General features: G+C 58.5%; 20 protein-coding genes. 8 read left to right on the forward strand and 12 right to left on the reverse strand.

Translation table 11 applies throughout. From position 1 onward, the window contains the following. Positions 1–14 precede the first annotated feature (14 nt). From astB to AC1DQM_RS21900, 5 genes are all read right to left on the reverse strand, one after another. Entirely contained in the window at positions 15–1,361 is a 1,347-nt protein-coding gene (gene astB, locus AC1DQM_RS21880; RefSeq protein WP_018926389.1) for an N-succinylarginine dihydrolase, read from the reverse strand. Positions 1,362–1,412: 51 nt separating this feature from the next. After that, on the reverse strand, positions 1,413–2,882 hold the full coding sequence (gene astD / locus AC1DQM_RS21885) for a succinylglutamate-semialdehyde dehydrogenase (protein ID WP_477746936.1): 1,470 nt from the start codon (positions 2,880–2,882) through the stop codon (positions 1,413–1,415). Then, positions 2,879–3,904, reverse strand: coding sequence for an arginine N-succinyltransferase (gene astA / locus AC1DQM_RS21890; protein ID WP_018926391.1), 1,026 nt, complete (start codon positions 3,902–3,904; stop codon positions 2,879–2,881). The genes astD and astA overlap by 4 nt, the downstream gene beginning before the upstream one ends. Positions 3,905–3,983: 79 nt before the next feature. Continuing rightward, complete coding sequence (gene aruF / locus AC1DQM_RS21895) at positions 3,984–5,003, reverse strand: arginine/ornithine succinyltransferase subunit alpha (protein ID WP_007934901.1); 1,020 nt, start codon at positions 5,001–5,003, stop codon at positions 3,984–3,986. Positions 5,004–5,135: 132 nt separating this feature from the next. After that, the gene (locus tag AC1DQM_RS21900) at positions 5,136–6,356 is read right to left on the reverse strand and encodes an aspartate aminotransferase family protein (protein WP_064616456.1); all 1,221 of its coding nucleotides are present in this window, start codon (positions 6,354–6,356) and stop codon (positions 5,136–5,138) included. A gap of 286 nt (positions 6,357–6,642) precedes the next feature. Here AC1DQM_RS21900 and AC1DQM_RS21905 point away from each other — a divergent pair, with 286 nt between their 5' ends. After that, positions 6,643–11,499, forward strand: coding sequence for a dermonecrotic toxin domain-containing protein (locus AC1DQM_RS21905; protein WP_477746854.1), 4,857 nt, complete (start codon positions 6,643–6,645; stop codon positions 11,497–11,499). Between the two features lie 31 nt (positions 11,500–11,530). Here AC1DQM_RS21905 and AC1DQM_RS21910 read toward each other — a convergent pair whose 3' ends face one another. From AC1DQM_RS21910 to acs, 7 genes are all read right to left on the reverse strand, one after another. Further along, positions 11,531–12,511, reverse strand: a complete 981-nt coding sequence (locus tag AC1DQM_RS21910; RefSeq protein ID WP_007934898.1) for a GlxA family transcriptional regulator — start codon at positions 12,509–12,511, stop codon at positions 11,531–11,533. A gap of 112 nt (positions 12,512–12,623) precedes the next feature. Further along, complete coding sequence (locus AC1DQM_RS21915) at positions 12,624–13,388, reverse strand: ABC transporter ATP-binding protein (RefSeq protein ID WP_477746855.1); 765 nt, start codon at positions 13,386–13,388, stop codon at positions 12,624–12,626. A 27-nt stretch (positions 13,389–13,415) separates the two neighbouring features. After that, positions 13,416–14,528: a succinylglutamate desuccinylase/aspartoacylase family protein gene (locus AC1DQM_RS21920; protein ID WP_018926394.1), complete on the reverse strand. Its 1,113-nt coding sequence runs from the start codon at positions 14,526–14,528 to the stop codon at positions 13,416–13,418. A gap of 1 nt (position 14,529) precedes the next feature. After that, entirely contained in the window at positions 14,530–15,228 is a 699-nt protein-coding gene (locus tag AC1DQM_RS21925; RefSeq protein ID WP_018926395.1) for an ABC transporter permease, read from the reverse strand. Then, complete coding sequence (locus tag AC1DQM_RS21930) at positions 15,225–15,914, reverse strand: ABC transporter permease (protein ID WP_007934894.1); 690 nt, start codon at positions 15,912–15,914, stop codon at positions 15,225–15,227. The genes AC1DQM_RS21925 and AC1DQM_RS21930 overlap by 4 nt, the downstream gene beginning before the upstream one ends. A gap of 90 nt (positions 15,915–16,004) precedes the next feature. Next, the gene (locus AC1DQM_RS21935) at positions 16,005–16,778 is read right to left on the reverse strand and encodes an ABC transporter substrate-binding protein (protein ID WP_096480937.1); all 774 of its coding nucleotides are present in this window, start codon (positions 16,776–16,778) and stop codon (positions 16,005–16,007) included. A gap of 552 nt (positions 16,779–17,330) precedes the next feature. After that, positions 17,331–19,286, reverse strand: a complete 1,956-nt coding sequence (gene acs / locus AC1DQM_RS21940; protein ID WP_111454806.1) for an acetate--CoA ligase — start codon at positions 19,284–19,286, stop codon at positions 17,331–17,333. Between the two features lie 367 nt (positions 19,287–19,653). Between acs and AC1DQM_RS21945 the strand changes: the two genes are divergently transcribed. From AC1DQM_RS21945 to AC1DQM_RS21975, 7 genes are all read left to right on the forward strand, one after another. Continuing rightward, positions 19,654–19,917, forward strand: a complete 264-nt coding sequence (locus AC1DQM_RS21945) for a DUF2790 domain-containing protein (RefSeq protein WP_477746856.1) — start codon at positions 19,654–19,656, stop codon at positions 19,915–19,917. Positions 19,918–20,099: 182 nt separating this feature from the next. Continuing rightward, positions 20,100–20,372 carry a hypothetical protein gene (locus AC1DQM_RS21950; RefSeq protein ID WP_258613248.1) on the forward strand — a complete coding sequence of 91 codons (273 nt, stop codon included), beginning with the start codon at positions 20,100–20,102 and terminating at the stop codon, positions 20,370–20,372. Between the two features lie 655 nt (positions 20,373–21,027). Further along, entirely contained in the window at positions 21,028–22,278 is a 1,251-nt protein-coding gene (locus tag AC1DQM_RS21955; protein ID WP_007934889.1) for a ribonucleotide-diphosphate reductase subunit beta, read from the forward strand. Positions 22,279–22,667: 389 nt separating this feature from the next. Then, complete coding sequence (locus AC1DQM_RS21960; protein WP_082920829.1) at positions 22,668–23,201, forward strand: BRO-N domain-containing protein; 534 nt, start codon at positions 22,668–22,670, stop codon at positions 23,199–23,201. 118 nt (positions 23,202–23,319) lie between these two features. Next, positions 23,320–24,033, forward strand: coding sequence for an HNH endonuclease (locus AC1DQM_RS21965; protein WP_064621205.1), 714 nt, complete (start codon positions 23,320–23,322; stop codon positions 24,031–24,033). Between the two features lie 189 nt (positions 24,034–24,222). Beyond that, a complete protein-coding gene (locus AC1DQM_RS21970; protein WP_064616448.1) occupies positions 24,223–25,413 on the forward strand; it encodes an S-type pyocin domain-containing protein in 1,191 nt (396 codons plus the stop codon). A gap of 10 nt (positions 25,414–25,423) precedes the next feature. Next, a complete protein-coding gene (locus AC1DQM_RS21975; RefSeq protein ID WP_064616446.1) occupies positions 25,424–25,675 on the forward strand; it encodes a pyocin S6 family toxin immunity protein in 252 nt (83 codons plus the stop codon). Positions 25,676–25,696 lie beyond the last annotated feature (21 nt).

Below are 25,696 nucleotides of genomic sequence, written 5' to 3' on the forward strand. Positions count from 1 at the left end.
AAGCGCGCCGACTATCAATTGATCTGGAATGGATAAACCGCGCCCAGTTTAAGGATTTGCGTCAGTTCATCCAGTGCCGTCCGGCACTCAAGCAACAATTGCGGGTCCGCCAGATCGTTTTCGGTCATGCGGTCGCGGTAGTGCTTGTCGACCCACTCGGTCAATGTGCCGTACAACGGAGCCGTCATGATAACCCCTTGGTTGACGGCCGCCAGTTCGGTTTCGTTGAGGGCGACGCGCAACCGCAGGCAAGCCGGGCCACCGCCGTTCTGCATGCTCTGCTTGAGATCGAAGACTTTCACTTCGCGGATCAGGCCGCCAGAGCTGGTCAGGCCTTGCAGGTACTGCCAGACGCGTTCGTTGCCATGGCATTCTTCCGGCACGATCAACAACATGGAGCCGTCAGGACGCGACAGCAGTTGGCTATTGAACAGGTAGGAACGAACGGCGTCTTCCACGGTGACCGCGGAACGCGGTACGCAGATCGACTGAAATTTCCCACCGACTTTTGCCAGTTTACCTTGCAGCTCAGCGAGCATCTGGTCGGTGTCGAGGAAGGCGTCCTCGTGATAGAACAGCACCTCGCCGTTGCCCACGGCGATCACGTCGTTATGGAACACGCCCTGATCGATCACCGAAGGGTTCTGCTGGGCGTAGACCACGCCGTCATCGCTCAAGCCATGCAGGCGAGCGACGGCCTGGGAGGCTTCGAGGGTCTGGCGCGCCGGGTACTTCTGCGGGGACGGATAACGGGTGTCGAACGCGCTACGACCGAACACGAAAAACTCGACGCCGGCTTCACCGTAGTCACGGCAGAAACGGGTGTGGTTGGCCGCGCCTTCGTCACCGAACTGCGCCACGGCCGGCAACGCGGCGTGGTGAGCAAAGTGTTTCTGGTCAGCGAACATCGCGCCCAGCACGCGACTGGTGGTCGGGTGCTCGATGCTGCGGTGGTATTTGCAGTTCAGGTTAGCGGCGGTGAAATGCACACGACCGTCGGCGGTGTCGGCACTCGGGCTGACCGTGGCGGCGTTGGCCACCCACATGCTCGACGCCGAGCAACTGGCAACCAGCAGCGGCATCGCGTCTTTGGCGGCTTGCTCGATCACTTGCGCGTCGGTGCCACTGAAACCCAAGCGACGCAGGGCGGCTACGTCAGGGCGTTCCTGTGGTGCGAGCACGCCTTGCTGAAAGCCCATATCCATCAGCGCTTTCATTTTCGCCAGACCTTGCAGCGCCGCTTCCTTCGGGTTCGAGGATTGCTGGCTGTTGCTCTGGGAGGCGACGTTGCCGTAGGACAGGCCACCGTAGTTATGGGTCGGCCCCACTAGACCGTCAAAATTGACTTCAAAGGATTTCATCAGCGAGGCTCCACAAGAATCTGTTGTTATAGGCTGCTACAAGGGTCTGTCTTACGACATGCGTACGCCGGGCGTAAGGGCCGCTGGCAAGGTCAGGCTCGGGGTTTCCAGCGAGGCCACCGGGTACGCGCAGTAATCCGCCGCGTAGTAGGCGCTGGCGCGATGGTTGCCCGAGGCGCCGACGCCGCCGAATGGCGCGCTGCTCGCCGCACCGGTCAGCTGCTTGTTCCAGTTGACGATACCGGCGCGGCTTTCCAGCCAGAACTGCTGATAACGCGCTTCGGAATCCGACAGCAAACCAGCCGCCAGGCCATAAGCGGTGTCGTTGGCTTCAGCGATCGCCGCTTCAAAATCAGCGTAGCGGATCACTTGCAGCAGCGGGCCGAACAGCTCTTCGTCTGGGCGATCGGCAACCGCTGTCACGTCCAGAATGCCCGGGGTCAGCAACGCAGCCTGAGCCTGGGGCTGAGTCATTTCCAGCAGCGCCACGGCGCCGTTGGCCAGCAGATGCTCTTGCGCTTCCATCAGGGCTTTCGCAGCACCGAGGGAAATCACCGAGCCCATGAACGGTGCTGGTTGCTGATCGAACGCACCGACTGAAAGGGTCGAGCTGACCGCCACCAGACGCGCCAGCAGCGTATCGCCCCAGGCGCCTTGCGGCACCAGCAAGCGACGGGCGCAAGTGCAACGCTGGCCGGCAGAAATGAACGCCGACTGAATGATGGTGTAAACGGCCGCATCGAGATCAGCGACCTGATCCACCACCAGCGGGTTATTACCGCCCATTTCCAGCGCGAGAATTTTGTCTGGACGACCGGAAAACTGCTTGTGCAGATGATTGCCGGTACGGCTGGAACCGGTGAAGAACAGACCGTCGATGCCCGGGTTCGCCGCCAGGGCGATACCGGTTTCGCGAGCACCTTGCAGCAGGTTCAGCACGCCGGCCGGCAGACCGGCTTCGATCCAGCACTTGACCGTCAGCTCGGCGACTTTCGGCGTCAGTTCGCTAGGCTTGAACAGCACACTGTTACCGGCCAGCAGCGCCGGCACGATGTGACCGTTCGGCAAGTGACCAGGGAAGTTGTAAGGACCGAACACCGCCACCACACCGTGCGGCTTGTGACGCAATACAGCGGTGGCGTCGCCCAACGGGCTGCTCTTCTCGCCGGTGCGTTCGCGGTAGCTCTGTACCGAGATGGCAATCTTGTTGACCATGCTGGTGACTTCAGTCGCCGCTTCCCACAAGGGTTTGCCGGTTTCTTCACCGATGGTGCGAGCCAGTTCGTCGGCGTGATTCTTCAGCGCGGCGGCAAAGGCTTCCAGCACACTGATGCGCTCTTCCAGGGTACGACGGGCCCAGCCCGGGAATGCCTGACGCCCGGCTTGCACGGCCGACTCGACCTGAGCAGCAGTGGCGCCTTCGCCGGCCCACAGCACTTGCTGGGTCACCGGGTTGACCGATTGAAAGCTTTCACCCTGGCCGGCCAGCCATTCACCAGCGATGTATAGCGAATTCATTATTTCGACTCCCGAGCTGCAGACAACGGAACGGCGCGTACTTGATCGCCAGCGTTGAGTTGAAGACGTTTGGCGGTCAGCGGATCAACCACCAACGTGCCAGCGGCAAAGCGTGCTGGCGCGGCAGTGATCCGGCAGTCTTCGCGCTTGCGGTTATGGATCAGGAACGGCGTGGCGTCATCACCCGGGGTGCCGATGGCCAGCACCAGCGCCTGGCTGTCGCGCACTGCGCGGATCTTGGCGGTTTCGCACTCCACCGCAGGGCCTGCGTCGAAAATGTCGACGTAGCCTTGGTAACTGAAACCTTCACTCTTGAGCATCGCCAGGGCCGGCTCGGTGTCCGGGTGAACCTGGCCAATCACGTTGCGCGCGTCTGGCGACAGGAAGCAGGTGTACAGCGGGAATTTCGGCATCAGTTCGGCTATGAACGCCTTGTTGCCCACGCCAGTGAGGTAGTCGGCCTGGCTGAATTCCATCTTGAAGAAATGCCGGCCCAGGCTTTCCCAGAACGGCGAACGCCCGGCTTCGTCGGACATGCCGCGCATCTCGGCGATGATCTTGTTGCCGAACAGTTGCGGGAACTCGGCGATGAACAGCAGCCGCGCCTTGGCCAGCATGCGGCCGTTGAGGCCACTGCGGTAATCGGCGTGCAGGAACAGCGAGCACAGTTCAGAGTTGCCGGTCAGGTCGTTGGCCAGGAACAGCGTCGGAATTTCGCGGTAGATATTCAGCTCTTGCGAGGCACTGACCGTCAGGCCCACCCGGAAGTTGTACCAAGGCTCACGCAGGCCGACGGCGCCGGCAATCGCGGAAATACCCACCACGCGGCCATTGTCGTCTTCGAGTACGAACAGGTAGTCCGCATCGCCCCGCCCGGCTTCGCCGCGGAAGGTTTTCTCGGCCCAGCCAACCCGATGGGCCAGACGCTCTTCGTTGGCCGGCAAAGTGGTCAGGCCGGTGCCGGTGCTGCGGGCCAGGTCGATCAGAGCGGGTAAATCGCTGCTGCGTACGGGACGAACGATCATGCTATCTCCTCAAACGGGCCGCTTGCGCCACCCGCGAAATTTCGCTGCTTTCCAGACATTTTTCTCCAGGAAGCAGGCGTCAAACCGCCACCAGGCGCACGCTGGCACCTTCACCGACGCCCAAGGCTTCGGCCGCTTCAAGATCCAGGGTCACCGGTTTGCCCGGCGCGTAATCGAGCTCGAGCAACACCGCGCGGTAATCCTGCAACTGGGCATTGGCCACCAGATACTGACGACCGGCGCCTTTGACCGGCTCACCGATTTTCACCGGGACCACACGGCTCTGGGCGATCGAACGGATCCCCGAGACGCGGGCATGCAGAGTCGGGCCACCATCGAAAATATCGATGTAGTGATCGGTCTCGAAGCCTTCGCGCATCAGGATGTCGAAGGTGATTTGCGCCCGCGGGTGCACCTGGCCCATCGCCTCTTGAGCGGAGTCCGGCAGCAACGGCACGTAGATCGGGTAATGCGGCATCAGCTCGGCGAGGAACGTGCGGCTCTTCAAACCACACAGACGCTCGGCTTCGGCGTAGTTGAGGTCGAAGAAGTTGCGACCGATGGCATCCCAGAACGGCGAGTCGCCATTTTCGTCGCTGTAACCGACGATCTCGGTCACCACGGAATCGGCAAAGCGCTCCGGATGGCTGGCCACGAACAACAGACGGCCACGAGAGTTGAGCTCCGCCCAAGGCGTGCCCACCAACTCCCTCTGCACGTAGAAACTGGTCAGCAAGCTGTTGCCGGTCAGGTCGTGGCACTGGGAGAGCACGTGGATCTTGTTGTGAATCTTCAGCTCGCGGGAGGCGTGCACGAACGTTTCGTTTCGAAAGCTGTAGAACGGCTCGGAATAACCGGCCGAGGCAACGATGGCCGAACAACCGACCAACTTGCCAGTGGCGGTGTCTTCGAGCACGAAGAAATAGCTCTCTTCACCGTTGAAGCTCACTTCGGCGGCGAACGAAGCTTCGCTTGCGGCGATCTTGTCGCTCAGGCGTTCAACGTCATCCGGCAAGGAAGTGACACCAATCGGGCTGTCCGCAGCCAGACGCTGTACCTCGCCCAGATCAGCCATTTGCGCGGGGCGCATCACCAGCATGGTGTCACTCCTTTCTTAACATCAGGTTGGCGAATTGCGCCAACTCAGGGAAAAAAATGCCGGGCAGGCCCGGCACAGGAAATAATCTCAACGCCTATCTATTACGATAGGCGCTGAGGAGCACTGTATGAATCAGGCTTGCGTCAGCTTGGCCACGGCGCGTTCGAAGCGGTCCAGACCGGCATCGATATCGGCGTCTTCAACCACCAGGCTTGGCGCGAAACGAATCACGTCCGGGCCGGCTTGCAGAATCATCAGGCCTTCACGCTCGGCGGCGTTGAAGATGTCCTTGGCCTTGCCTTTCCAGGCATCGGCCAGCACGCAACCGAGCAGCAGGCCCAGGCCACGGACCTGAGTGAAGAGGCCGTATTTCTCGCCGATCTGCTCAAGACGGGTCTTGAACTTGTCGTGCTTGGTTTTGACACCGTTCAGCACTTCGGGCGTGTTGATCACGTCGATCACCGCTTCAGCGACCGCGCATGCCAGCGGGTTACCGCCGTAGGTGGTGCCATGGGTGCCGACGACCAGGTGTTTGGCCAGGTCTTCGGTGGTCAGCATCGCTGCGATCGGGAAACCGCCGCCCAGGCTCTTGGCGCTGGTCAGGATGTCCGGGGTCACGCCGTAATGCATGTAGGCGAACAGCTCACCGCTGCGGCCCATACCGGTCTGGACTTCGTCGAAGACCAGCAGCGCGTTGTGCGCATCGCACAGTTCACGGGCGCCTTGCAGGTAAGACAGCTCGGCCGGCAGTACGCCGCCTTCGCCCTGGATCGGCTCCAGCACCACCGCGCAGGTCTTGTCGGAAACAGCGGCTTTCAGCGCGGCCAGATCGTTGTAAGGCACGTGGGTGATGCCGGTGATCTTCGGACCGAAGCCGTCGGAATACTTCGACTGGCCACCGACGTTCACGGTGAACAGGGTACGGCCGTGGAAGCTGTTGAGCGCGGCAACGATTTCGTACTTCTCGGTACCGAAACGGTCATGGGCCACGCGACGGGCCAGCTTGAAAGCGGCCTCGTTGGCTTCGGCGCCGGAGTTGCAGAAGAACACACGATCGGCAAACGTAGCGTCGACCAGCTTATGGGCCAGGCGCAAGGCCGGCTCATTGGTGAACACGTTGGACACGTGCCACAGCTTGTTCGCCTGTTCGGTCAAGGCAGCGACCAGCGCCGGGTGCGCATGGCCCAGTACGTTAACGGCAATCCCGCCGGCGAAGTCGATCAGCTCGCGGCCAGTCTGGTCCCAGACACGGGAACCGGCGCCACGCACAGGAATGAAAGCGGCAGGCGCATAGTTGGGAACCATTACCTGGTCAAAATCGGCGCGTTCTACCGCAGCGTGCTCAACGGACATCGGAGTCTCCTGATGAGGAACACTCGCCTGAAACTGGCGAGCGATGAGGGGATTGTAAGGACAGTTTTCAGCCCGGCCTTGCCGCCAAGCGACAACTTCTTATAGCGCAAACACCGGTTTTGCCCGGGTTTACGGCAATGCGACATATAGGGTCGCAAAGGCGCAGTTTAAACCGCCGGCACAGGTTATAGGCAGGCTTGTCGACCGATGCGGTAAATATGTACCGCACGCAGTGCTTCATCGTCTGTTTTGCTGGCGACTCATCCAAACGCTAAGGGAATAGCGCATGAGCCAACTCGAAAACGATCACCCTAGGGCCGCTGGCGACGATCACTTCGTCACGCAGCCGGATGATCATTACCATCACCTGTTCAACAATCTGCCCGCCTGGGCATTAGAGGCATCGCTTGAAACCCGCAGCGCTCTCAAGAACACCACGCTTGCGACTCCCCAATGGCATAGCACCGCGACACCTTCACAGCATGCCTCGCTGAAAAAGCTCAGCCAGGAACACTGGCACCATCGAAATCGTCTGGATTCAAAGCTGTCGACGCTGAAAAACCCACGGGCATTTGCCGAACCCCTTCTCATCGCGGCCCTGAAAACCCGGTTTGGTCTGGAACTGGACGTCAAGACCACCTTCCTGCGCCTGTACATCCCACAAACCGTGACCCTGTTCAAAATCAACACCGGGGCCGCCCGCACCTGGACGGTATCGCTGCTCGATGCCGCGCTGCATAACTTCCAGGAATCGGAAACAGCCGCAGATGCCTTCGAATCCGCTTCGACCTTCATTACCGAGCCGTCGTCCACAGGGCAGTTCGAAACGTTGCCGGCGATCAAGCACAAAATCACGGTCCAGGCCTTCGCCCGGCTATGCCGTGAACTCGATATCGGTGGCCAGTACACCGCGTATCTCAAGGAATTTGTGGGGCTGACCAACCCGGTGGCCGGTGCCGCGTTGAAATCCAGCACGATCGGCCTGAACAAGGCCGCACTCAGGTCGGCGCTGCAGATGGCACACATCCGCAAGGATATTCCAGATGATGCGCACCTCGCGCTCCTGCGCATGGTTGAAGGAGGTTCGAGGGCGCGACTCAATGGCCAGCCGCTCTATGGCCACGACCTGACCCTGATGTCATCCTCGCTGACCGGCATTGTCATTTTCGCGCCGAGCCTTGAGCGGGCACGCAAGAGTACGCGGCTCATTGCCTATATTCCCGATGACCCAGAACATCCGCTCAAGCAATATCCCGACACGCTGGCGTTCATGACCGATCTGACCCGCAAGCTGCGGACAGCCGCTTATCAAACGTTCTTCAGCCGGTTCGTCGAGCACAAGGAACGCGGACACTTTTTCGCCGATCTCAACAGCCGCCTCCAGACCGTGACCTGGCATCAGCACCAGCCCGGCGATCCATTGCCGAGCTGGCGCGAAACGCCGGTCGAGCGTCCCAATCTGCGTTTCTCCGTGCTCCCGATCAAAGCGGACCTGTGGAACCATGGCTATCAGCGGCAGCTGAACAAAATCCTCAACGACGCCGGCACTGTCGCCGTCTCCACCGCCAGCGCCGATCGAGACGCCCGCTGGGCATTGTGGGATGCCTTCAGCAAAGTGGCCTCCAGGATCCTTGAAGCTGCGTCGTTCGTGGCGGCGCCCTTGGTGCCGTTGCTTGGTGAATTGATGCTGGGATACATGGCCTACCAGTTACTGGACGAGAGCTTCGAAGGCATCGTGGACATGGCTGAAGGGCTGAAAACAGAGGCCTTCGGACACCTGATGACGTTCGTCGAAACCGTCGTTCAAGTCGGGACATTCGCGGTGGGCGGTGCAATCGCCGCCGGCGCCTTCAGCCGGCTTCTGCCCCGTGAAGCCGTCGCGCTCATCGACCCGCTCAAACCTGTCGCCACAGCCGGAGGCAAAACCCGTTACTGGATGCCGGATCTCACACCTTATGAACAGACACTCAGTTTGCCCGAAGGGGTAAAGCCCAATCATCTGGGCTTGTACCCACACGCGGGCAAAACGATGCTGCGCCTTGAGGGAAAACTGTACTCAGTGAAACCCGACCCCATGTCGGACAGGTTCCAGATTGAGCATCCGCGCCGCAACAATGCTTATCAGCCGTCGCTGCGGCATAACCACCACGGCGCCTGGCAAACCGAACTGGAGCAACCGCTGTACTGGGAGCGGGAAAAGGTCATGCGTCGTCTTGGCCATAGTGTCGAGTCGTTCACCAGTGCCGAGCGCGAACAGATCCTGCGGATCAGCGGCTACCACGACAACGTATTGCGCCAGGCGCATGTCGAAAACTATCGCCCGCCGTCGCTGCTGACTGACACGATCAAGCGTTGGCGGATCAACCGTGACATCGAAACGTTTATCGAACAGATCGGCAGCGATCAACCCGGGCACTATCAAAAAGCCGATACCGCCCTGCAGCATGCACTGCTGACACGCCATGACTCATGGCCGGTCGATACGCCACTGCCGTCACCGGCAACTCAAACGCCAGCCTTCAGACAGCAAACGGCAACACTGGCCCGCCAATATCGCAAGTCGTTGTTCGAGCGGCTCTACAGCACTCAGGAACACACCGATGATGTGCAGGTTCAGCAACTGCTCGCCGATGTGCAGGGCCTGCCGACCGATGTGGCGCAAGAGCTGGTGAGCAATGCCACCGGCACCGAGTTACGCCAGCTGCACGGTGGGCGCGTGCCTCAGCGGCTCAAGGACGCGGCGAACAAAGCCATGGAGGCAGTCCGCGCAACCCGCGCCTATGAAGGCCTTTATTCCGACGCGCTGGAAAACGTCGACACCCACAGAGTGGCCCTGCACAGCCTGAACGCACTGCCCGGCTGGCCGGACGGACTACGCATCGAAGTGCGGGATTACTCCAGCGAGGGCACCGTGCGCGACAGCATTGGCCCGACCGATGCAGCCATCGTGAAAACACTGCTGGCCAACGAGGATGGCTCCTATCACGTTGATCAGGAGACACCCGGTGATTTCTACCAGGCACTCTTTCAAACGTTGCCCCAGGCCCATCGCAATGCGTTCAGCCCTGCCATCGCTGACGCCCAGGCCCTCAGACAGCGCATTGCCGAAAACGCGCTGGACCAGCCGACGCTACGCACTCTGTTTGCCAGGCATCCCCATCGAAAACCCTACTACGACCCGGCCACCATGCGCCTTCCCGGTGGTGCGGAGGGCTATGACCGCGGCAATCGCATGACACCCACCCTCAACGACAGGGTCCGGGAGGTTTATCCCGATCTGTCCCAGGATCAATTGCAATCCGTGGTCCAGGCGTTGCAAAGCCACCCTGATGGCGCTCGGGTAGCACTCTCACGCGTACACCGCGAGCTGAACCGATTGCATCTGGATCTGGGTCGATGGATCAGCGAAGCCTCGACGGCGCACCCCGACACCGGGGTTGCGTTGAGCGCCCTGGAGCGCCAGGCCGAACAACACATTCGCAGGTTGCTGGCGCAGGAAATCCAGCGCGCCTGGCGGCGCCAAACCGATCGGGATTTTGACACCGCGGACGACATGGAGCGGTACGTGCTCAGGTTCGACGAACCGATGCTGGGTGATCTGCCATCGTTGACCGCAGATTTCAGTCATGTGTCGCTGCTGTCCCTGGAAGGCAGCCATGCAGCGCAAGGTGTTGCTGGTTTTCTACAGGGCTTCAGCGGACTTCGCCGACTGGAACTGCGCCGTTTCTCCCTGACCACCCTCCCCGATGCCATCACCCGGATGCCGCAGCTTGAAGCGCTGGTGTTAAGCGATTGCGGCATCAGGGTAGACGCCCCCACCTGGTTGAAGCTGACGTCATTAAACAAACTGACCATGCTGGATCTTTACCGCAACCCGTTTGAAACGGTGCCCCGCATCGACTCGATGACTGAATTGACCCATCTGGACCTGAGCAGCACCAACCTGACCGAAATCCCGCCCGGCACTCTGCAACACCCGCGCCTGGACACCCTTCTGCTGATGAACAATGGAATCAGCGAACTGCCGGCAGCCTTGTTCGACAGTCCGCTGTATGAAAAGCGTGGCATACACCTCACGCACAATCCGGTTTCCGACAGCTCGCGACAACTCATCAAAAACCATCACGTCGACAGCGCTTTCGACATGGGCGTTTTCGCACCCGAGGCAGACATTGATCGTGTCAGGGCACTCTACCCAGGCATGGAAGTCGAGCAAGCCAGCGAGTTCGTCTACGAATTGCCCGGCACGCTGGAGGAAGGTCGGGTAGCGTTGACGCGCCTGGAAGAAGAGCTGAGCCAATTGAGGAACGATCTGTCTGCCTGGACCGCCGCTCTTCCGGACCTGCATCCACTGACAGACGAACCCTTCAGCGCAGCTCAACTGCTTGTCGAGCACGCCAACCGCGACGAATTCAAGCAAGCCCTTGAGAACTGCTGGCAACGGGATGCGGAGCTGGATAACTTCAGCGATACGCTTGAACCCACCTACGATCTGACACTTTCCACGGTCATCAATGGAGAACTGCCTGCCCTGAGCGCTGATTTCAGCCATGTGTCGTCACTGGAGTTTCGCAGTGCGGAGGGGGTGACGCGCATCGGACGTTTCCTGGAGTCCTTTCCCAACCTGAAAAGCCTCAGGCTGCGCAGCTGTGACCTTGGCGACATACCGGAGGCGGTGTTCAAAATGGGTCAACTCAGGGCTATGTCACTCCCCGAGTGTCGCGTCAGTCTGTCATCAGAATCGGTCGCCGCCCTGGCGGGGATGGAACAGCTCGACTATCTCGACCTGGGCTCGAACCCGCTAGGACAGACGCCTGATGTGAGTCAGATGCCGGCACTGGCGACCGTGCTGCTGAACGACACCGGCATCAACCGGATACCGGATGGACTGTTACAGCTGGCCGAGCTGGACTGGGCAGACTTGAGCGGCAACGCCATCACCGAGGTGCCCAGTGACTTGTCGGAACTGCCGGTGGACGTCGCAGATAATATTTCGTTGAGGGGAAATCCATTTTCCGAGGAAAGCCTGTTACGGCTGATCGCTTACTTCGAACGCACGGGCGCGGATTTTGGTGTGGAAGCCGTGATCAATCGGGGTGAAATAGAAATCTCCGACTCTGAAGGTTCCGAGATCGACGAGTAGTACAGCGCTCGATCATGACGCGGTTGATCGATCAACCGCGCTCCGACGGCACCGACGACAACTCGAACGGGCTGCTGCTGCGCCGCTGGTTGCGATCTTCCCGCGGCGTAGCACCGAAGAAGTTGCGATAGGCGCTGGAGAAATGCGGCCCCGAAGAGAAGCCACACGACAGGCCGATCTGGATGATCGACTTGCTGGTTTGCATCAACATCTGCCGGGCCTTGTTCAGGCGCAGTTCCAGGTAGTACTGGCTCGGCACGCGGTTGAGGTATTGCTTGAAGATCCGCTCCAGCTGCCGACGCGATACGCACACATGCTGGGCGATTTCGTCGGTGGTCAGCGGCTCTTCGATGTTGGCTTCCATCAGCAACACCGCCTGGGTGAGCTTCGGATGACTGGAACCCAAGCGGTTCTGCAACGGAATACGCTGGCGCTCGCCGCCCTCGCGAATGCGTTCGACCACCAGTTCTTCCGACACCGCACCGGCCAGTTCGGCGCCGTGATCACGGGCCAGCACCGCCAGCAACAGGTCGAGCACCGACATGCCGCCGCACGCGGTCAAGCGATCACGATCCCAGTCGAACAGGTGACTGGTGGCAATCACCTTCGGGAAACGCTCGGCGAAATCGTCCTGCCAGCGCCAATGCACGGCAGCGCGATAACCGTCGAGCAAACCCAATTGCGCCAACGGGTAAACACCGGCTGACAATCCGCCGATCACACAACCGGCGCGCACCAGTTGTTTCAGCGCACTGCTGAGCGGCGGCGCGAGAGAAGTCGGTGGTTCGTCGGCGAGCAGGAACAGTTTCTGAAAGTTTTCGAGCTTGCCGGCCCATGGCTCACCGGGCAGTTGCCAGGCGCCGTCGGTCGGCGGTTCGGCCTGCAAAAACGACAATTCGTAAACAACGTCCGGGTGCACACGCTGGGCAACACGCAAGGCCTCCTCAGCCAGCGCAAGCGTCAGAGCTTTAGTGCTGGGCCAAATCAGGAAACCAATTCGATGGGCAGTCATGGCGGGCAATCCGAAACGAAAACAGTGTTAAAGCCAAAGGCGGCTGCAACCAAATTAGACCATCTGGCGCGCGGTGCGCAGCATGACCTAATTTGGTGCGTAACGGGAGCGATTACTTGAGGCTGCCCGAGAGGAATTGTTGCAAGCGTTCCGACTGCGGATTGACCAGCACTTCGCGCGGGTTGCCGCTTTCTTCGACGACGCCTTTGTGCAGGAACACCAGCTGGTTCGACACTTCACGGGCAAAGCCCATTTCGTGCGTCACCACCACCATGGTCCGGCCTTCCTGTGCCAGGGCCTGCATGACTTTCAGCACGTCACCCACCAACTCCGGGTCGAGGGCCGAGGTCGGTTCGTCGAACAGCATCACTTCGGGTTCCATCGCCAGCGCACGGGCAATCGCCACACGCTGTTGCTCGCCACCGGACATGTGACCCGGGTAGGCGTCCTTGCGATGAGCCACGCCAACCTTGTTCAGGTAGTGCTCGGCTTTCTCGCGGGCTTCGGCCTTGGACACACCGAGCACATGCACCGGCGCTTCCATGATGTTTTCCAGCGCGGTCATGTGCGACCACAGGTTGAAATGCTGGAACACCATCGACAGGCGCGAACGCATGCGTTGCAGCTGTTTCGGGTCGGCGGCTTTCAGCGCGCCGTTCTTGTTGGCAACCAGTTTCAACTCTTCGTTGTTGAGCAGAATCTTGCCCGCGTGCGGCTGCTCGAGCAGGTTGATGCAACGCAGGAAAGTACTTTTGCCGGAGCCACTGGAGCCGATGATGCTGATCACATCGCCAGCTGCCGCTTTCAGGGACACGCCCTTGAGCACTTCGTGACTGCCATAGCGTTTATGCAGGTCTTGGACTTCAAGTTTGTACATGCGGTCGGTTCTCACAAAAACAGTCAGTCAGTCGTTGAGCAAGCGCCCGTGACGCAGCGCTTCGCGCCCCGCCACCTTGGCCAGCCAGAAACCGGGTTGGGCGTAACGCAGCCGCTCAATGGCAAACAGCACCCCGGACGTACCAGCACACACCGTGCTGACCCGATCCGCCAGCGGATCGATCACTTCAAAAATCTCGTCGCCTGCTTCAACCCATTCACCGGGTTTACGCAGAAAACTCAGCACGCCAGGATGCGGCGCGAACAGCAATTCGGTGCCTTCGAACGGCATGCCTTCGCACGCGTCTTGCGCAGGCTTGGGCCATTCACCGCCGATCAAGCCTTGCTCGGCGAGGAACGCCAGAATGCCTTCGGCGTGAGCTTCTGCCTCAGCGCGACCGGTATCGGCCTGACCACCCAGTTCGATGGTCGTCGCCAGGCAGGCCAGTGGAATCTGCGCATCCGGGAACAGACGCGACAAACGCAGCCACGGCAGCGAGCACGCTTCGTCAAAGGAACTGCCGCCGGAATCTTCCGCCAGCAGACCGACCTTGACGTTCAAGTGCGCAGCCAGTGAACGCCAGTGCGACCAGTGTTGCGGCAAGGCGTACATGTGCAGCGCCGCTTCGCAATCGCAATGCAGATCCAGCACCACATCGGCGGTGCAGGCATGGCTGAGCAAGATACGCTGCATGCCTTGCAACTGGCTGCTCGCCTCTGGCAAAGCTGCCAGGTGATCGCTCATGGCCTGACGGATGAGTCGAATATTGGCATGCGGATCATCACCCAGATGCCCATCGAGTTCGGCGGCCACCGGCGCACTGAGTTCGACGAAATCCCGGTTGAAGTTCTTACCGCTGCCCGCTTCGAAACGCCCCTGATGATTGCCTTGCAGCAATTGACCCAGGCCCAATGGATTGGCCACCGGCACCAGTTCGATCACACCGTTGAGCAAGCCTTGAGCTTCAAGTTCGGTCAGGCGCTTTTTCAGCTCCCAGGCGGTGCGCATCCCAGGCAGTTCATCGGCGTGCAGGCTGGCCTGGATATAGGCCTTGCGCTCGCCAGCACCGAAGCGGAACACCGAGATCCGGCGTTCACTGCCCAGGTGGCTCCACGGCAAAGCATGATCGATACGTTCCATATCAATGCTTCCGCGGGGCCAGATAGCCCAGCCAGCGGTGTTCGGCCATTTTGAACAGGCGCACCAGAATGAACGTCAGGCACAGATAGAACGCGCCGGCGGTGATGTAGGCTTCGAACGGCAAGTAGAACTGAGCGTTGACCGTGCGCGCGGCACCGGTGATGTCGATCAGGGTCACGATCGACGCCAGACTGGTGGTCTGCAGCATCATGATCACTTCGTTGCTGTACTGCGGCAGCGCCCGGCGCAGGGCCGATGGCAGCAGGATCCGCTTGTACATCTTGATGCGTGACATGCCCATGGCCTTGGCCGCTTCGATCTCGCCGTTCGGCGTGGCGCGCAGGCTGCCGGCGATGATTTCGGCGGTGTAGGCGCTGGTGTTGATCGCGAAGGCCAGGCACGCACAGAACGAGGCACTGGACAGCCATGGCCAGAGGAAGCTTTCACGCACGGTTTCGAATTGCGCCAGACCGTAGTAGATCAAGAACAGCTGCACCAGCATCGGCGTGCCGCGGATCACGTAGGTGAACAGCCAGGCACTCATGTTGACCAGCGGCTGCTTGGAGACGCGCATCAGCCCCAGCGGCAGTGCCGCCAGCAAACCGAAGAACAGCGACAGCGCGAGCAGTTTGAGGGTGGTCACCAGCCCGCCGAAGTACAGCGGCAAGGCATCCCAAATGACGTTGTAGTCGAAGATCATAGCTCAGCCGCCCTTACGCCTACCGAGTAGCGCTTCTCAAGATGACGCAATGCCAGCAACGAGACGCTGGTGATCACCAGGTACATCGCCGCCACCGCGAGGAAGAAGGTGAAAGGCTCGCGGGTAGCGTCTGCTGCCTGCTTGGCCTTGAACATCATGTCTTGCAGACCCACCACCGAAATCAGCGCGGTGGCCTTGGTCAGTACCAGCCAGTTGTTGGTGAAGCCCGGAATCGCCAGCCGAATCATCTGCGGCACCAACACCCGGAAGAACACCTGAAAACTGCTCATGCCGTACGCCATGCCGGCTTCTGCCTGACCTTTGGGGATCGCCATGAACGCACCACGGAAGGTTTCCGACAGGTACGCACCGAAGATGAAGCCCAGGGTGCCGATACCGGCGGCCAACGGGTTCAGGTCGATGTAGTCGTCATAGCCGAGCATCGGCGCAACGCGGTTGAGCAGGTCCTGGCCGCCGTAGAAAATCAGCAGGATCAGCACCAGATCGGGAATACCGCGGATCACCGTGGAATACAGATCGCCCAGCCAGGCCAGCCAGCGCACCGGCGACAGACGCAGCGCAACGCCGATCAGCCCCAGGACGATGGCCAGGGCCATGGACGACAAGGCGAGCTGAAGCGTCAGCCATGCGCCATCGAGGATGACAGCCCCGTAGCCTTTCAACATGATTCAGGTCCTCGAAAGTTGGGATGAAAAAATGGCGCAAACCTCAGAGATCCTGTTGCTTGCGCCATTTCGGACTTGTTGCGGGGACGATTACTTGCCGTAGATATCGAAGGCGAAGTATTTGTCCTGGATTTGCTTGTACTTGCCGTTCGCGCGAATGGCCGCGATCGCGGTGTTGATCTTGTCTTTCAGCGCGTCGCCCTTGCGAACCGCGATCCCTACGCCGTCGCCGAAGTATTTGACGTCGGTGAAGGCTGGGCCAACGAAGGCGAAGCCCTTGCCGGCGTCGGTTTTCAGGAAGCCGTCATCCAGCAGGGTAGCGTCTGCCACGGTGCCGTCGAGGCGGCCAGCGGCCACGTCGAGGTAGATTTCGTTCTGCGAACCGTAAGGCTTGATCTCGGCACCCAGCGGGGCCAGGACTTCGCGGGCGAAACGCTCGTGGATCGAACCACGTTGCACGCCGATGTTCTTGCCCTTCAGCTCAGCCAGGTTTTCGCTGACTTGAGTGCCGGCCTTCATGACCAGGCGAGCCGGGGTGTTGTAGTACTTGTTGGTGAAGTCCACGGATTTCTTGCGGTCTTCAGTGATCGACATGGACGACAGGATCGCGTCGATCTTGCGCACTTTGAGTGCCGGGATCAGGCCGTCGAACTCTTGCTCGACCCACTGGCACTTGACCTTCATCTCTTCGCACAGGGCGTTGCCGATGTCGTAGTCGAAACCCACGATGCTGCCGTCCGGTGCTTTGGAGGCGAACGGAGGGTAAGCCGCTTCGATACCGATTTTCAGAGGTTTTTCATCGGCGAATGTCGGCAGGGACAGCACGGACAGTGCCAGGGCGCCAAGCAGCACGAGTTTCTTCATCTTGGGACTCCATCGGTAAAGGGCAAAAACGGCAGAGTGAGCGACAGCCCAATATGCGAATGGTTAAACCAAAAAGCGGTGCTGCGTCCTAGGAACCGTGCGCTGATTTCAACGCAGGCAACGACGAGCGAGTGATTGGCATTCTAACGACAGGCCAGAAGCCGATATTTCTTCAATGCGACAACAAATTACAGAAGCACCGAGAATGCCGCTTGGGCACGTTGACAGCTCTGCAATTTCATGCAAGAGCAAAAGACAGTGAACCGATCTATGTTGCAAATTGCGGGCCTATTATTGGCAAACCCTTCTAATCCGGCAAGCGTAGCGTTGTGTCTTATTTTTCATGACGATTGAGAAGCCCTGAAACGGGGCTTTGCGTTTCCCATTGCCTCGTTATCGGGCAGGCGGTTACACATTCAGTAACTTGAAAGGTGATGGGTAACAGTGGGAAAGGGCCTACGGGGGAAGCCGATAATTATTGGTTGAAGATCAGTACGAAAAAGCCCCACCAGGCTCAACACCTGGCAGGGCTTCGATGACTCCGAATGCTACTTACGCAACATTCATCGTCTTGTGCGTATCAATCAAATGCTGCACCACACCCGGATCCGCCAGGGTGGAGATATCGCCCAACCCATCGTATTCCGCCGTGGCGATCTTGCGCAGAATCCGGCGCATGATCTTGCCCGAGCGGGTTTTCGGCAGGCCCGGCGCCCACTGAATCACATCCGGCGAGGCAATCGGACCGATCTCTTTACGCACCCAGTTCTTCAGCTCCAGGCGCAGTTGCTCGCTCGGCTCTTCGCCCGCATTCAACGTGACGTAGACATAAATGCCCTGCCCCTTGATGTCGTGCGGTACACCCACCACCGCCGCTTCGGCGACTTTCGGGTGAGCGACCATCGCACTTTCGATCTCGGCGGTGCCCATGCGGTGGCCGGAAACGTTGAGCACGTCATCCACGCGACCAGTGATCCAGTAGTAACCGTCTGCGTCACGACGCGCACCGTCACCGGTGAAGTACATGCCACGGAAAGTCTTGAAGTAGGTGTCGACGAAACGGTCATGGTCGCCATACAGCGTACGCGCCTGGCCTGGCCACGAGTCGAGGATCACCAGGTTGCCCTCGGCAACGCCTTCGATGATGTTGCCCAGGTTGTCCACCAACGCCGGCACCACGCCGAAGAACGGCCGTGCTGCCGAGCCAGGTTTCAGCGCGTGAGCGCCCGGCAGCGGGCTCATCATGTTGCCGCCTGTTTCGGTCTGCCACCAGGTATCCACGATCGGGCAACGGGACTGGCCGACATTCTTGTAGTACCAATCCCACGCTTCCGGGTTAATCGGCTCACCGACCGAACCCAACAGACGCAGGCTGCTGCCATCGGCGCCTTCAACAGCGGCAGTGCCCGACGCCATCATCGCGCGGATCGCGGTCGGCGCGGTGTAGAGGATGTTGACCTTGTGCTTGTCGACAACCTTCGCCACCCGGGTGATATCCGGATAGTTCGGCACGCCTTCGAACAGCACCGTGGTCGCGCCATTGGCCAGCGGGCCGTAGACAATATAAGTGTGGCCAGTGACCCAACCGACGTCGGCGGTGCACCAGTAGATTTCGCCCGGGCGGTAGTCGAACACTCGCTCGTGGGTCATCGCCGCATACAGCAGGTAACCGCCGGTGGTGTGCTGCACGCCCTTCGGCTTGCCGGTGGAGCCAGAGGTATAAAGGATGAACAGCGCTTCTTCGGCACCCATCTCTTTCGGCGCGCAGACACTGCCCGCCACTTTCATCAGGTCTTCGTACCAGATGTCGCGATGCTGGTTCCACTTGATGTTGCCACCGGTGCGCTTGCACACAATGACTTTCTGGATGCTGCTGGTTTCCGGGTTGGTCAGCGCGTCGTCGACGTTAGCCTTGAGCGGGATCTTCTTGCCGGCACGAACGCCTTCGTCTGCAGTGATCACCACTTTCGAGCGGCAGTCGATGATGCGACCGGCCAGGGCTTCCGGCGAGAAACCACCGAACACCACCGAGTGAATCGCGCCGATCCGGGTGCAGGCCAGCATGGCGACCACGGCTTCGGGGATCATCGGCATATAGATGGTCACCACATCGCCACGGTGCACATCCTGGCCGCGCAAGGCGTTGGCGAACTTGCAGACTTGTTCGTGCAGCTCGCGGTAGGTGATGTTGCGGCTTTCGGCAGGGTCATCCCCTTCCCAAATAATCGCGACTTGATCGCCGCGCTCGGCCAGATGACGGTCGAGGCAGTTGTAGGAAACGTTCAGCGTGCCGTCGGCGAACCATTTGATGTCGACATGGTGATCGTCGAAGGACGTCTGCTTCACCGTGGTGAAAGGCTTGATCCAGTCAAGGCGCTTGGCTTGTTCGCGCCAGAAGCCGTCCGGGTTGACGACCGATTGCTGGTACATGGCCTTGTAAGTGGCCTCGTCAGTCAGCGTATTGGCTGCTACCTCGGGACGAACGGGATACAAAGAAGCCGCACTCATCTTTCTTACCTCGGTGGAATAGTTGTTTTTGTATGGCCCCAGTTGTAGCCGGGGCGGGCCTATAGAACCATTCGACGATGGTAGTAACAAGCCCCTACAAAATGTGGCTATACCGCGACGAAGCGCTCAAACCCACTGTTTTAGGGGGTTCGATGATTATTACCAAATCTGCCAAAGGTGTTTATCAAAAGCACAGCTATATGCCCGTCATGCCCAGGCCTAAAATCGGTCTCGCCAACACGGCAATGTGATTAACCCAGTTGCAGCCCCCACGAAGGCAGTTAATCCAAGACTCTTTACTAAAGCTCCACACGCAATCCTAAAAAGATTGCGTGACCCCATTCGACCTCAGAAAGGTAAATTCGAAATGAAAGCTTTATTGGTTCTGGCCCTCAGCAGTCTGTGCGCAACCGCCATGGCAGATGAGGCCCCGACTGATGTCGCACAGCAACCACCCGTCGTCGAGGAATACACCTACTCCACCCACCTGGACATCGCCAAAGTTATCTCGATGAGCGAAATCCCGAACGTCTGCGAAGTAGTCCCGGCCAAAATGGTCTACGACGACTCCAAAGGCCAGCGACACATTCTGCGCTACAGCGTCATGGGTAACGGCTGCTCCAACGGCTGATCCGCCCCACTTTTATCTCCCGAGGCTCGACCCATCCTTTTTTAGAGACCAGATGAAGCGCCGAGCCTTGCATCGATAAATACGATTGTTTTAAGCGTTTATTTGCACTTTTTAATCTAATTATCTGGCGTAGTATGAATTCCACACCAAGGCAAAACGCCAACGAACCTGGAGCCACTACCATGAAAACCAAACTGATCCTCGCCCTGACCCTTTCCGTTTTGGCCGCCAACACCTTCGCCGCTGACGGCTACGACCGCACTGGCTCGGCTGTTTTCAACGATGCGGCTGTCGCTTCTGACGGTTACGACCACACCGGTTCTGCCTCTTTCGCGGCTGACGGTTTTGATCGTACGGGCGCTGCCAAAGTCGCTGCCGATGGCGCCGATCACATCGGTGCAGCCAAAGTTGCTGCTGATGGCTCTGACCGCGTGGGTGCCGCTCGTTTCAGCTGAAACCCGGCGCGACATCACAGCCCGACTTCGGTCGGGCTTAGTTGTGTCTGGAGTGGTTGAAAATCGACCAAAACCACAACATGTAGTGAAAAACAGGGTTTTTTGGTTGTTTTTTGAACAACGCTTTTCAAGACTCTTTGCGGCTCAGAATTGCACACAATCTCGTCCACAAAACCCCGTCTATTGCTCTGTAAGCCCCGTCCCATCTGGCTTGCGCCGTCACAGCCGCCCGTAATGGTGCGAACACCCCGGCCTCACCGTCAAAAACCAGCCGAAACAGGCGAAAAAAAAACTTCCTCCGCCAAAGCCCTGTAAACCCTCGCTCCAACCTGAAAACGCCCCTCGCCGAGCCCTCCAGGTGCCATTTCGCCGCACCACGGGGCCGAAAATTTCCTTATAATGCGGACTTAAACGGGCCTGCAATATTCCCTTACAGGGGTGAAAAGCCAGTCTGAAGCCCACGCAGAGCGGTTCACGTTCTCTGCGCCCATCAGCGGCTTCGGAACACCCGTACAAAATTCTGTTTATTGCCTGCGTTGTACTGCTGCAACAAACGATTTCCTTTAGATCCAACGCGGCCAGAACCGGCCGTGTGAAAAACCAACCTATCAGTTTTCACACGGGCAACTGGCCCTCACGCAGGAGACGACACGTCATGCTGAGCTGGGACGAATTCGACAAAGAAGATGACGGCGAAGTCGCTGTAAAAGGCGCCAATGCCGGCCACGCTTCTGAAGCCAACATGGACCGCCTCGACAGCGCCGGTGGTGCCGCCGCTCAAGAGGCCCGCGCCGTGACCGCGACGGACTCCGCCGCGATCGCCCGCGCCAAGGCTGCCCTGGATTCCCTCGACGTCGCCGAAGGCCTCGCCGAACTGGAAGGCGCCTCTGCCCGTGTTGCTGTCGATGAAAAGCGCATGATCAACTGCCGCGCCGACCTCAACCAGCTCGTGCCATTCAAATACGACTGGGCATGGCAGAAGTACCTGGACGGCTGCGCAAACCACTGGATGCCGCAAGAAGTCAACATGACCGCCGACATCGCCCTCTGGAAAAACCCGGAAGGCCTGACCGACGACGAGCGCCGCATCGTGATGCGCAACCTCGGCTTCTTCTCCACCGCCGACTCCCTGGTTGCCAACAACCTGGTCCTGGCCGTGTACCGCCTGATCACCAACCCGGAATGCCGCCAGTACATCCTGCGCCAGGCCTTCGAAGAGGCGATCCACACCCACGCCTACCAGTACTGCATCGAATCGTTGGCCATGGATGAAGGCGAAATCTTCAACATGTACCACGAGATCCCATCGGTCGCGAAAAAAGCCACCTGGGGCCTGAAATACACCCGTTCGATCTCCGATCCGAAGTTCGAAACCGGCACCGTCGAAACCGACAAAGAACTGCTGCGCAACCTGATCGCCTACTACTGCGTTCTGGAAGGCATCTTCTTCTACTGCGGCTTCACCCAAATCCTCTCCATGGGCCGCCGCAACAAAATGACCGGCGTCGCCGAGCAGTTCCAGTACATCCTGCGCGACGAATCCATGCACCTGAACTTCGGCATCGACGTGATCAACCAGATCAAAATCGAAAACCCGCACTTGTGGGACGCCGAGATGAAGGAAGAAGCTTCGCAGATGATTCTGCAAGGTACTCAGCTGGAGATCGAATACGCTCGGGACACCATGCCTCGTGGGGTGTTGGGCATGAATGCGGCGATGATGGAGGATTATCTGAAGTTCATCGCTAACCGTCGTTTGTCACAGATTGGGTTGAAGGAAGAGTATCCGGGGACGACGAACCCGTTCCCTTGGATGAGCGAGATCATGGACTTGAAGAAAGAGAAGAATTTCTTTGAGACTCGGGTTATTGAGTATCAGACTGGTGGGGCTTTGAGCTGGGATTGATTTCCGAGTTCGCCGTGATTTGACGATGTAAATCGAAAAATCGAATTGCAAGAGGCCCCGATCTGATCGGGGCCTTTTTATTGGGTAAGAAGATTCTCACTGATTCGACCCTCATTACCAAAACTCCTACAACAATTCCAGCACCGTCCGCATTGATGTCGTTTCAGAGCATCTCTAAGCTCTATAGCAGGTGCCTAAGAAACGCCCAACGTAGAAGCTAACTTCCTTTCCACAGTACGCGCGCTGATATCAGCGATATACGCGTAATCCTGTGAGTGGGAGAAACAGCCTGTTGGGATTTCTTAGATCCTCTACGTCGGGTTCCGGCCCTCTTCCACTCATACGTAGAGGTAATGGATATGCCTGCAGAAACTCCACACCGATCGGTCATGCGTGATCCCTTTAGGCCGACGATCTTCACCCGCCACAACCTTCACCTCCATGCCCTTCTTCTTGAAAATCAACCATGGTTCTGCGCCCGCGATGTTGGCCGTTTGATGGGTGTCCATCTGAGTAATCGTATGGTCAACAAACTGGATAATGATCAGCGTCGCGTTTTGTGGATTGAGTATTTCCGGCAACCAGAAAAACAGTTGATGCTCAGCGAGTCTGGCGTGTATGCGCTGTTGGTGTATCACTACGTTCCAGGGAATCGGTTGCTGCGAGAATGGTTGACCCATCAGGTGGTGCCAGCCTTACGCGATGCAACCCCCTCGGAAAATTCGGATCGTCCGATGTTGAGTGTCTTAGATTGGCCGGAGATGTCGTTGAGTTTGCTTCATTGGCAGAATGAAAGTTGGATTCGGCTTCGGGACATGCCGTACCTGTTGAGCGATCAATCGCAGCGGCGCGTTACAGTGGTTAGGCCTTGGTGGCGGAAGGTTGCGGAGGTGTTTCAGTCTTCGAAGCATTCGGTGGGTTAGAGCGACGTGTATTTGTAGGATCGCTTGAGCGATGCGTCGGTCTTTTCTGTAGGAATTTTCGTAGACAGGTGTAATGGCCACTCAGTATCGTCCGAGGGTTTCAACCCTCGGCGATTGTATGGACACTGGAAAGAGCAACAGCGATTGGAGTGACGAGGAGATTCAGGCTGCGGTCGATGCCTATCTCAGCATGTTGTCACGCGAGCAAAGCGGTCAGAAGGTCAATAAGGCTCATGAGAATCGCGTCCTGCGCGAAGGAGCCTTAGCGGGCCGCACCAAAGGTTCGGTTGAATTTCGGATGCAGAACATCTCTACCGTGTTGGTCGAACTCGGGCGAGATCGCATTGAGGGATACAAACCTGCCAAGAATGTCGGCGCGAATGTTGCGCATAGCATTCGTGAAGCGTTGAACGCGCCGAATACTGTAACGCCAGAAGACTTTGCCCCGACCGCCGATGAAGCAACGCTAGAACAACGTGCTGCCAAACTTGAGAAGCAACCGTTCAAAGGCGAGCCGAAGGGGATTTTGAAACCACAACAAGTGCCGAGCTCGGGCAACTCTTTTGTACGCGATCCTGAGGTTAGAGCCTGGGTGCGGAAAGAGGCCAAGGGTATCTGCGAGGGTTGCGGAAAACCGGCTCCGTTTGAAAAGGACGGCAGGCCGTTTCTTGAGGTTCATCACGTTAAGCATTTGGCGCAGTTTGGATCGGATCGTCCTAGCAATGCTGTGGCTCTGTGCCCGAACTGTCATCGACGTTGTCACCATTCGAGCGACCGGGATGAGTTCACAGCTTCACTGTTTCAGAAGGTGAAGCGGTTGAAGTTTGAGTGATTGGGCCTGGAAAACTTCATCGGCGCATGTTCACTAAGGCGGCGAGTCGTAAGGATTGCGCTGCCGTCCTGAAAAAAGAAAACACCTAGAGTCATCCAGGACTCGTCCTACAGCCACGATTAGCCACGTTCGTTAATGTCGCGCAGCCCCTTTTCCGGGGCTGCCGATGGATGAACGAAAGGATGATCAGTGGCTGGCAATAAGGACATTCCGCGGATTAAGAATCCACCCTCCGGTGATGGGCATCACGTCACCCACCGCTACATGACGGCCACCGAATTGGCCGAGCGTGACGCCAGACAAAAAGCTTACGAGGCCATGCTGGCCAGGCAAGACGCCTTCGAACACAGCCGTCAGGTCATAGCGGAAAAGCAGAGGCTCACTCAAGCAGGATGTGTCTTCGCCAAGTCCTGCAAGCTGCCGGACGCCATCATCGACTACTCGAATCCCTCAGGGATGGTGCCGACCGATAGCCTGAAAGACTACGGCGACCTGATTCTGCTGGGTGCTCGCGAAGCGGATGAGTCAGGCGCTATGCCACTGAAGAAGATCAGTGGCGCAGCGATCCCCGTCGGTCTGGGCTCTCTCGCCTTGGTCGGGTCGGCATTCGCTGCTGCTCCCGTGGCCACAGCGAGCGCCGTAACAGCAACGCTGGTTGGCCTTGTTGCGCTGGTCATACCATCGAGTCTGGGCGACAGCTCGCTTTACACCGACGACCAACTCCGTGCGCTCAAACAGGCCCGTACCCGCGTTCGCCTGCAGGTCGAGCAACAGACTGACGGCAGCCTCAAGGGATATGGTTTCTACACCGGCAAAAATCGCGATTGGGAAATGGTTGATGTTGTGCAGTTCACATTGCGTGGCACCCAGCAGGTGGCTGACCTGGGTGACGGCATTGAACTGATCTGGACACCGGCCGTGGATGGTTCCGACATCCTGGGCATTCCGGCGCTGGAGGCTGCCCCGCAAGCGCCGCATATCTGGGTTTACCCGCCAACGAAAGCGGCTGATAGCATCATCGTGAACCCGGTTTATCCGCCGGAATACAAGGATTTCATCCTCGTGTTTCCGGCTGATTCAGGGATTAGGCCGGTTTACATTGTTCTCAGTCAAACCGGTGATCATTCGTATTATGACCACCCGAAAACGCTTCCCGCATTTCCAGATACAACCCGAGTAAAGTCGAAGTCATCTGTTCAAGGGGGAGGAAGGAAACGCGCTCGTTGGGTTGACCGTAAGGGGCGAATTTATGAATGGGACTACAAAAGTAATGCTGTGGAAAAATACGACAAACTCGGAGTCCATTTAGGCGAATTCAACCACATCACAGGCGAACAAACAAAACCTGCGAAACCAGGCAGAAAAACCTCAAGAAACTAAGGATTACAGCATGCGCTACCTTTCAATAACTGGCTTTTATCCGGATGACAAGCAGGACGACTCTTTGCAGTTTGAGCTGGATATCGAAGGAACTGAGCTCAATGAGAAAGTTGCCCATCTTATTGAATCGAAGCCACTAAACGAAGTGGAACCAGGAGAATTACTTTTAAGCGAGAGTCAGGTAATGACGCTGTCAGAACTTCTAGGCGTCAGTTTTCCTGAGGGTCTAGAGTACTTTATGGGCACTTGCGCCAAGCAATGAAATCCATTGTCACAATTAGTC

Source organism: Pseudomonas sp. 01L34, assembly GCF_056400265.1.

What these genes read in the sequence shown, in the direction of transcription:
- astB (WP_018926389.1), bottom strand. Translation starts at nt 1,361, where the DNA reads ATGAAATCCTTTGAAGTCAATTTTGACGGTCTAGTGGGGCCGACCCAT.
- astA (WP_018926391.1), bottom strand. Translation starts at nt 3,904, where the DNA reads ATGATCGTTCGTCCCGTACGCAGCAGCGATTTACCCGCTCTGATCGAC.
- aruF (WP_007934901.1), bottom strand. Translation starts at nt 5,003, where the DNA reads ATGCTGGTGATGCGCCCCGCGCAAATGGCTGATCTGGGCGAGGTACAG.
- AC1DQM_RS21900 (WP_064616456.1), bottom strand. Translation starts at nt 6,356, where the DNA reads ATGTCCGTTGAGCACGCTGCGGTAGAACGCGCCGATTTTGACCAGGTA.
- AC1DQM_RS21905 (WP_477746854.1), top strand. Translation starts at nt 6,643, where the DNA reads ATGAGCCAACTCGAAAACGATCACCCTAGGGCCGCTGGCGACGATCAC.
- AC1DQM_RS21910 (WP_007934898.1), bottom strand. Translation starts at nt 12,511, where the DNA reads ATGACTGCCCATCGAATTGGTTTCCTGATTTGGCCCAGCACTAAAGCT.
- AC1DQM_RS21915 (WP_477746855.1), bottom strand. Translation starts at nt 13,388, where the DNA reads ATGTACAAACTTGAAGTCCAAGACCTGCATAAACGCTATGGCAGTCAC.
- AC1DQM_RS21920 (WP_018926394.1), bottom strand. Translation starts at nt 14,528, where the DNA reads ATGGAACGTATCGATCATGCTTTGCCGTGGAGCCACCTGGGCAGTGAA.
- AC1DQM_RS21925 (WP_018926395.1), bottom strand. Translation starts at nt 15,228, where the DNA reads ATGATCTTCGACTACAACGTCATTTGGGATGCCTTGCCGCTGTACTTC.
- AC1DQM_RS21930 (WP_007934894.1), bottom strand. Translation starts at nt 15,914, where the DNA reads ATGTTGAAAGGCTACGGGGCTGTCATCCTCGATGGCGCATGGCTGACG.
- AC1DQM_RS21935 (WP_096480937.1), bottom strand. Translation starts at nt 16,778, where the DNA reads ATGAAGAAACTCGTGCTGCTTGGCGCCCTGGCACTGTCCGTGCTGTCC.
- acs (WP_111454806.1), bottom strand. Translation starts at nt 19,286, where the DNA reads ATGAGTGCGGCTTCTTTGTATCCCGTTCGTCCCGAGGTAGCAGCCAAT.
- AC1DQM_RS21945 (WP_477746856.1), top strand. Translation starts at nt 19,654, where the DNA reads ATGAAAGCTTTATTGGTTCTGGCCCTCAGCAGTCTGTGCGCAACCGCC.
- AC1DQM_RS21950 (WP_258613248.1), top strand. Translation starts at nt 20,100, where the DNA reads ATGAAAACCAAACTGATCCTCGCCCTGACCCTTTCCGTTTTGGCCGCC.
- AC1DQM_RS21955 (WP_007934889.1), top strand. Translation starts at nt 21,028, where the DNA reads ATGCTGAGCTGGGACGAATTCGACAAAGAAGATGACGGCGAAGTCGCT.
- AC1DQM_RS21960 (WP_082920829.1), top strand. Translation starts at nt 22,668, where the DNA reads ATGCGTGATCCCTTTAGGCCGACGATCTTCACCCGCCACAACCTTCAC.
- AC1DQM_RS21965 (WP_064621205.1), top strand. Translation starts at nt 23,320, where the DNA reads ATGGACACTGGAAAGAGCAACAGCGATTGGAGTGACGAGGAGATTCAG.
- AC1DQM_RS21975 (WP_064616446.1), top strand. Translation starts at nt 25,424, where the DNA reads ATGCGCTACCTTTCAATAACTGGCTTTTATCCGGATGACAAGCAGGAC.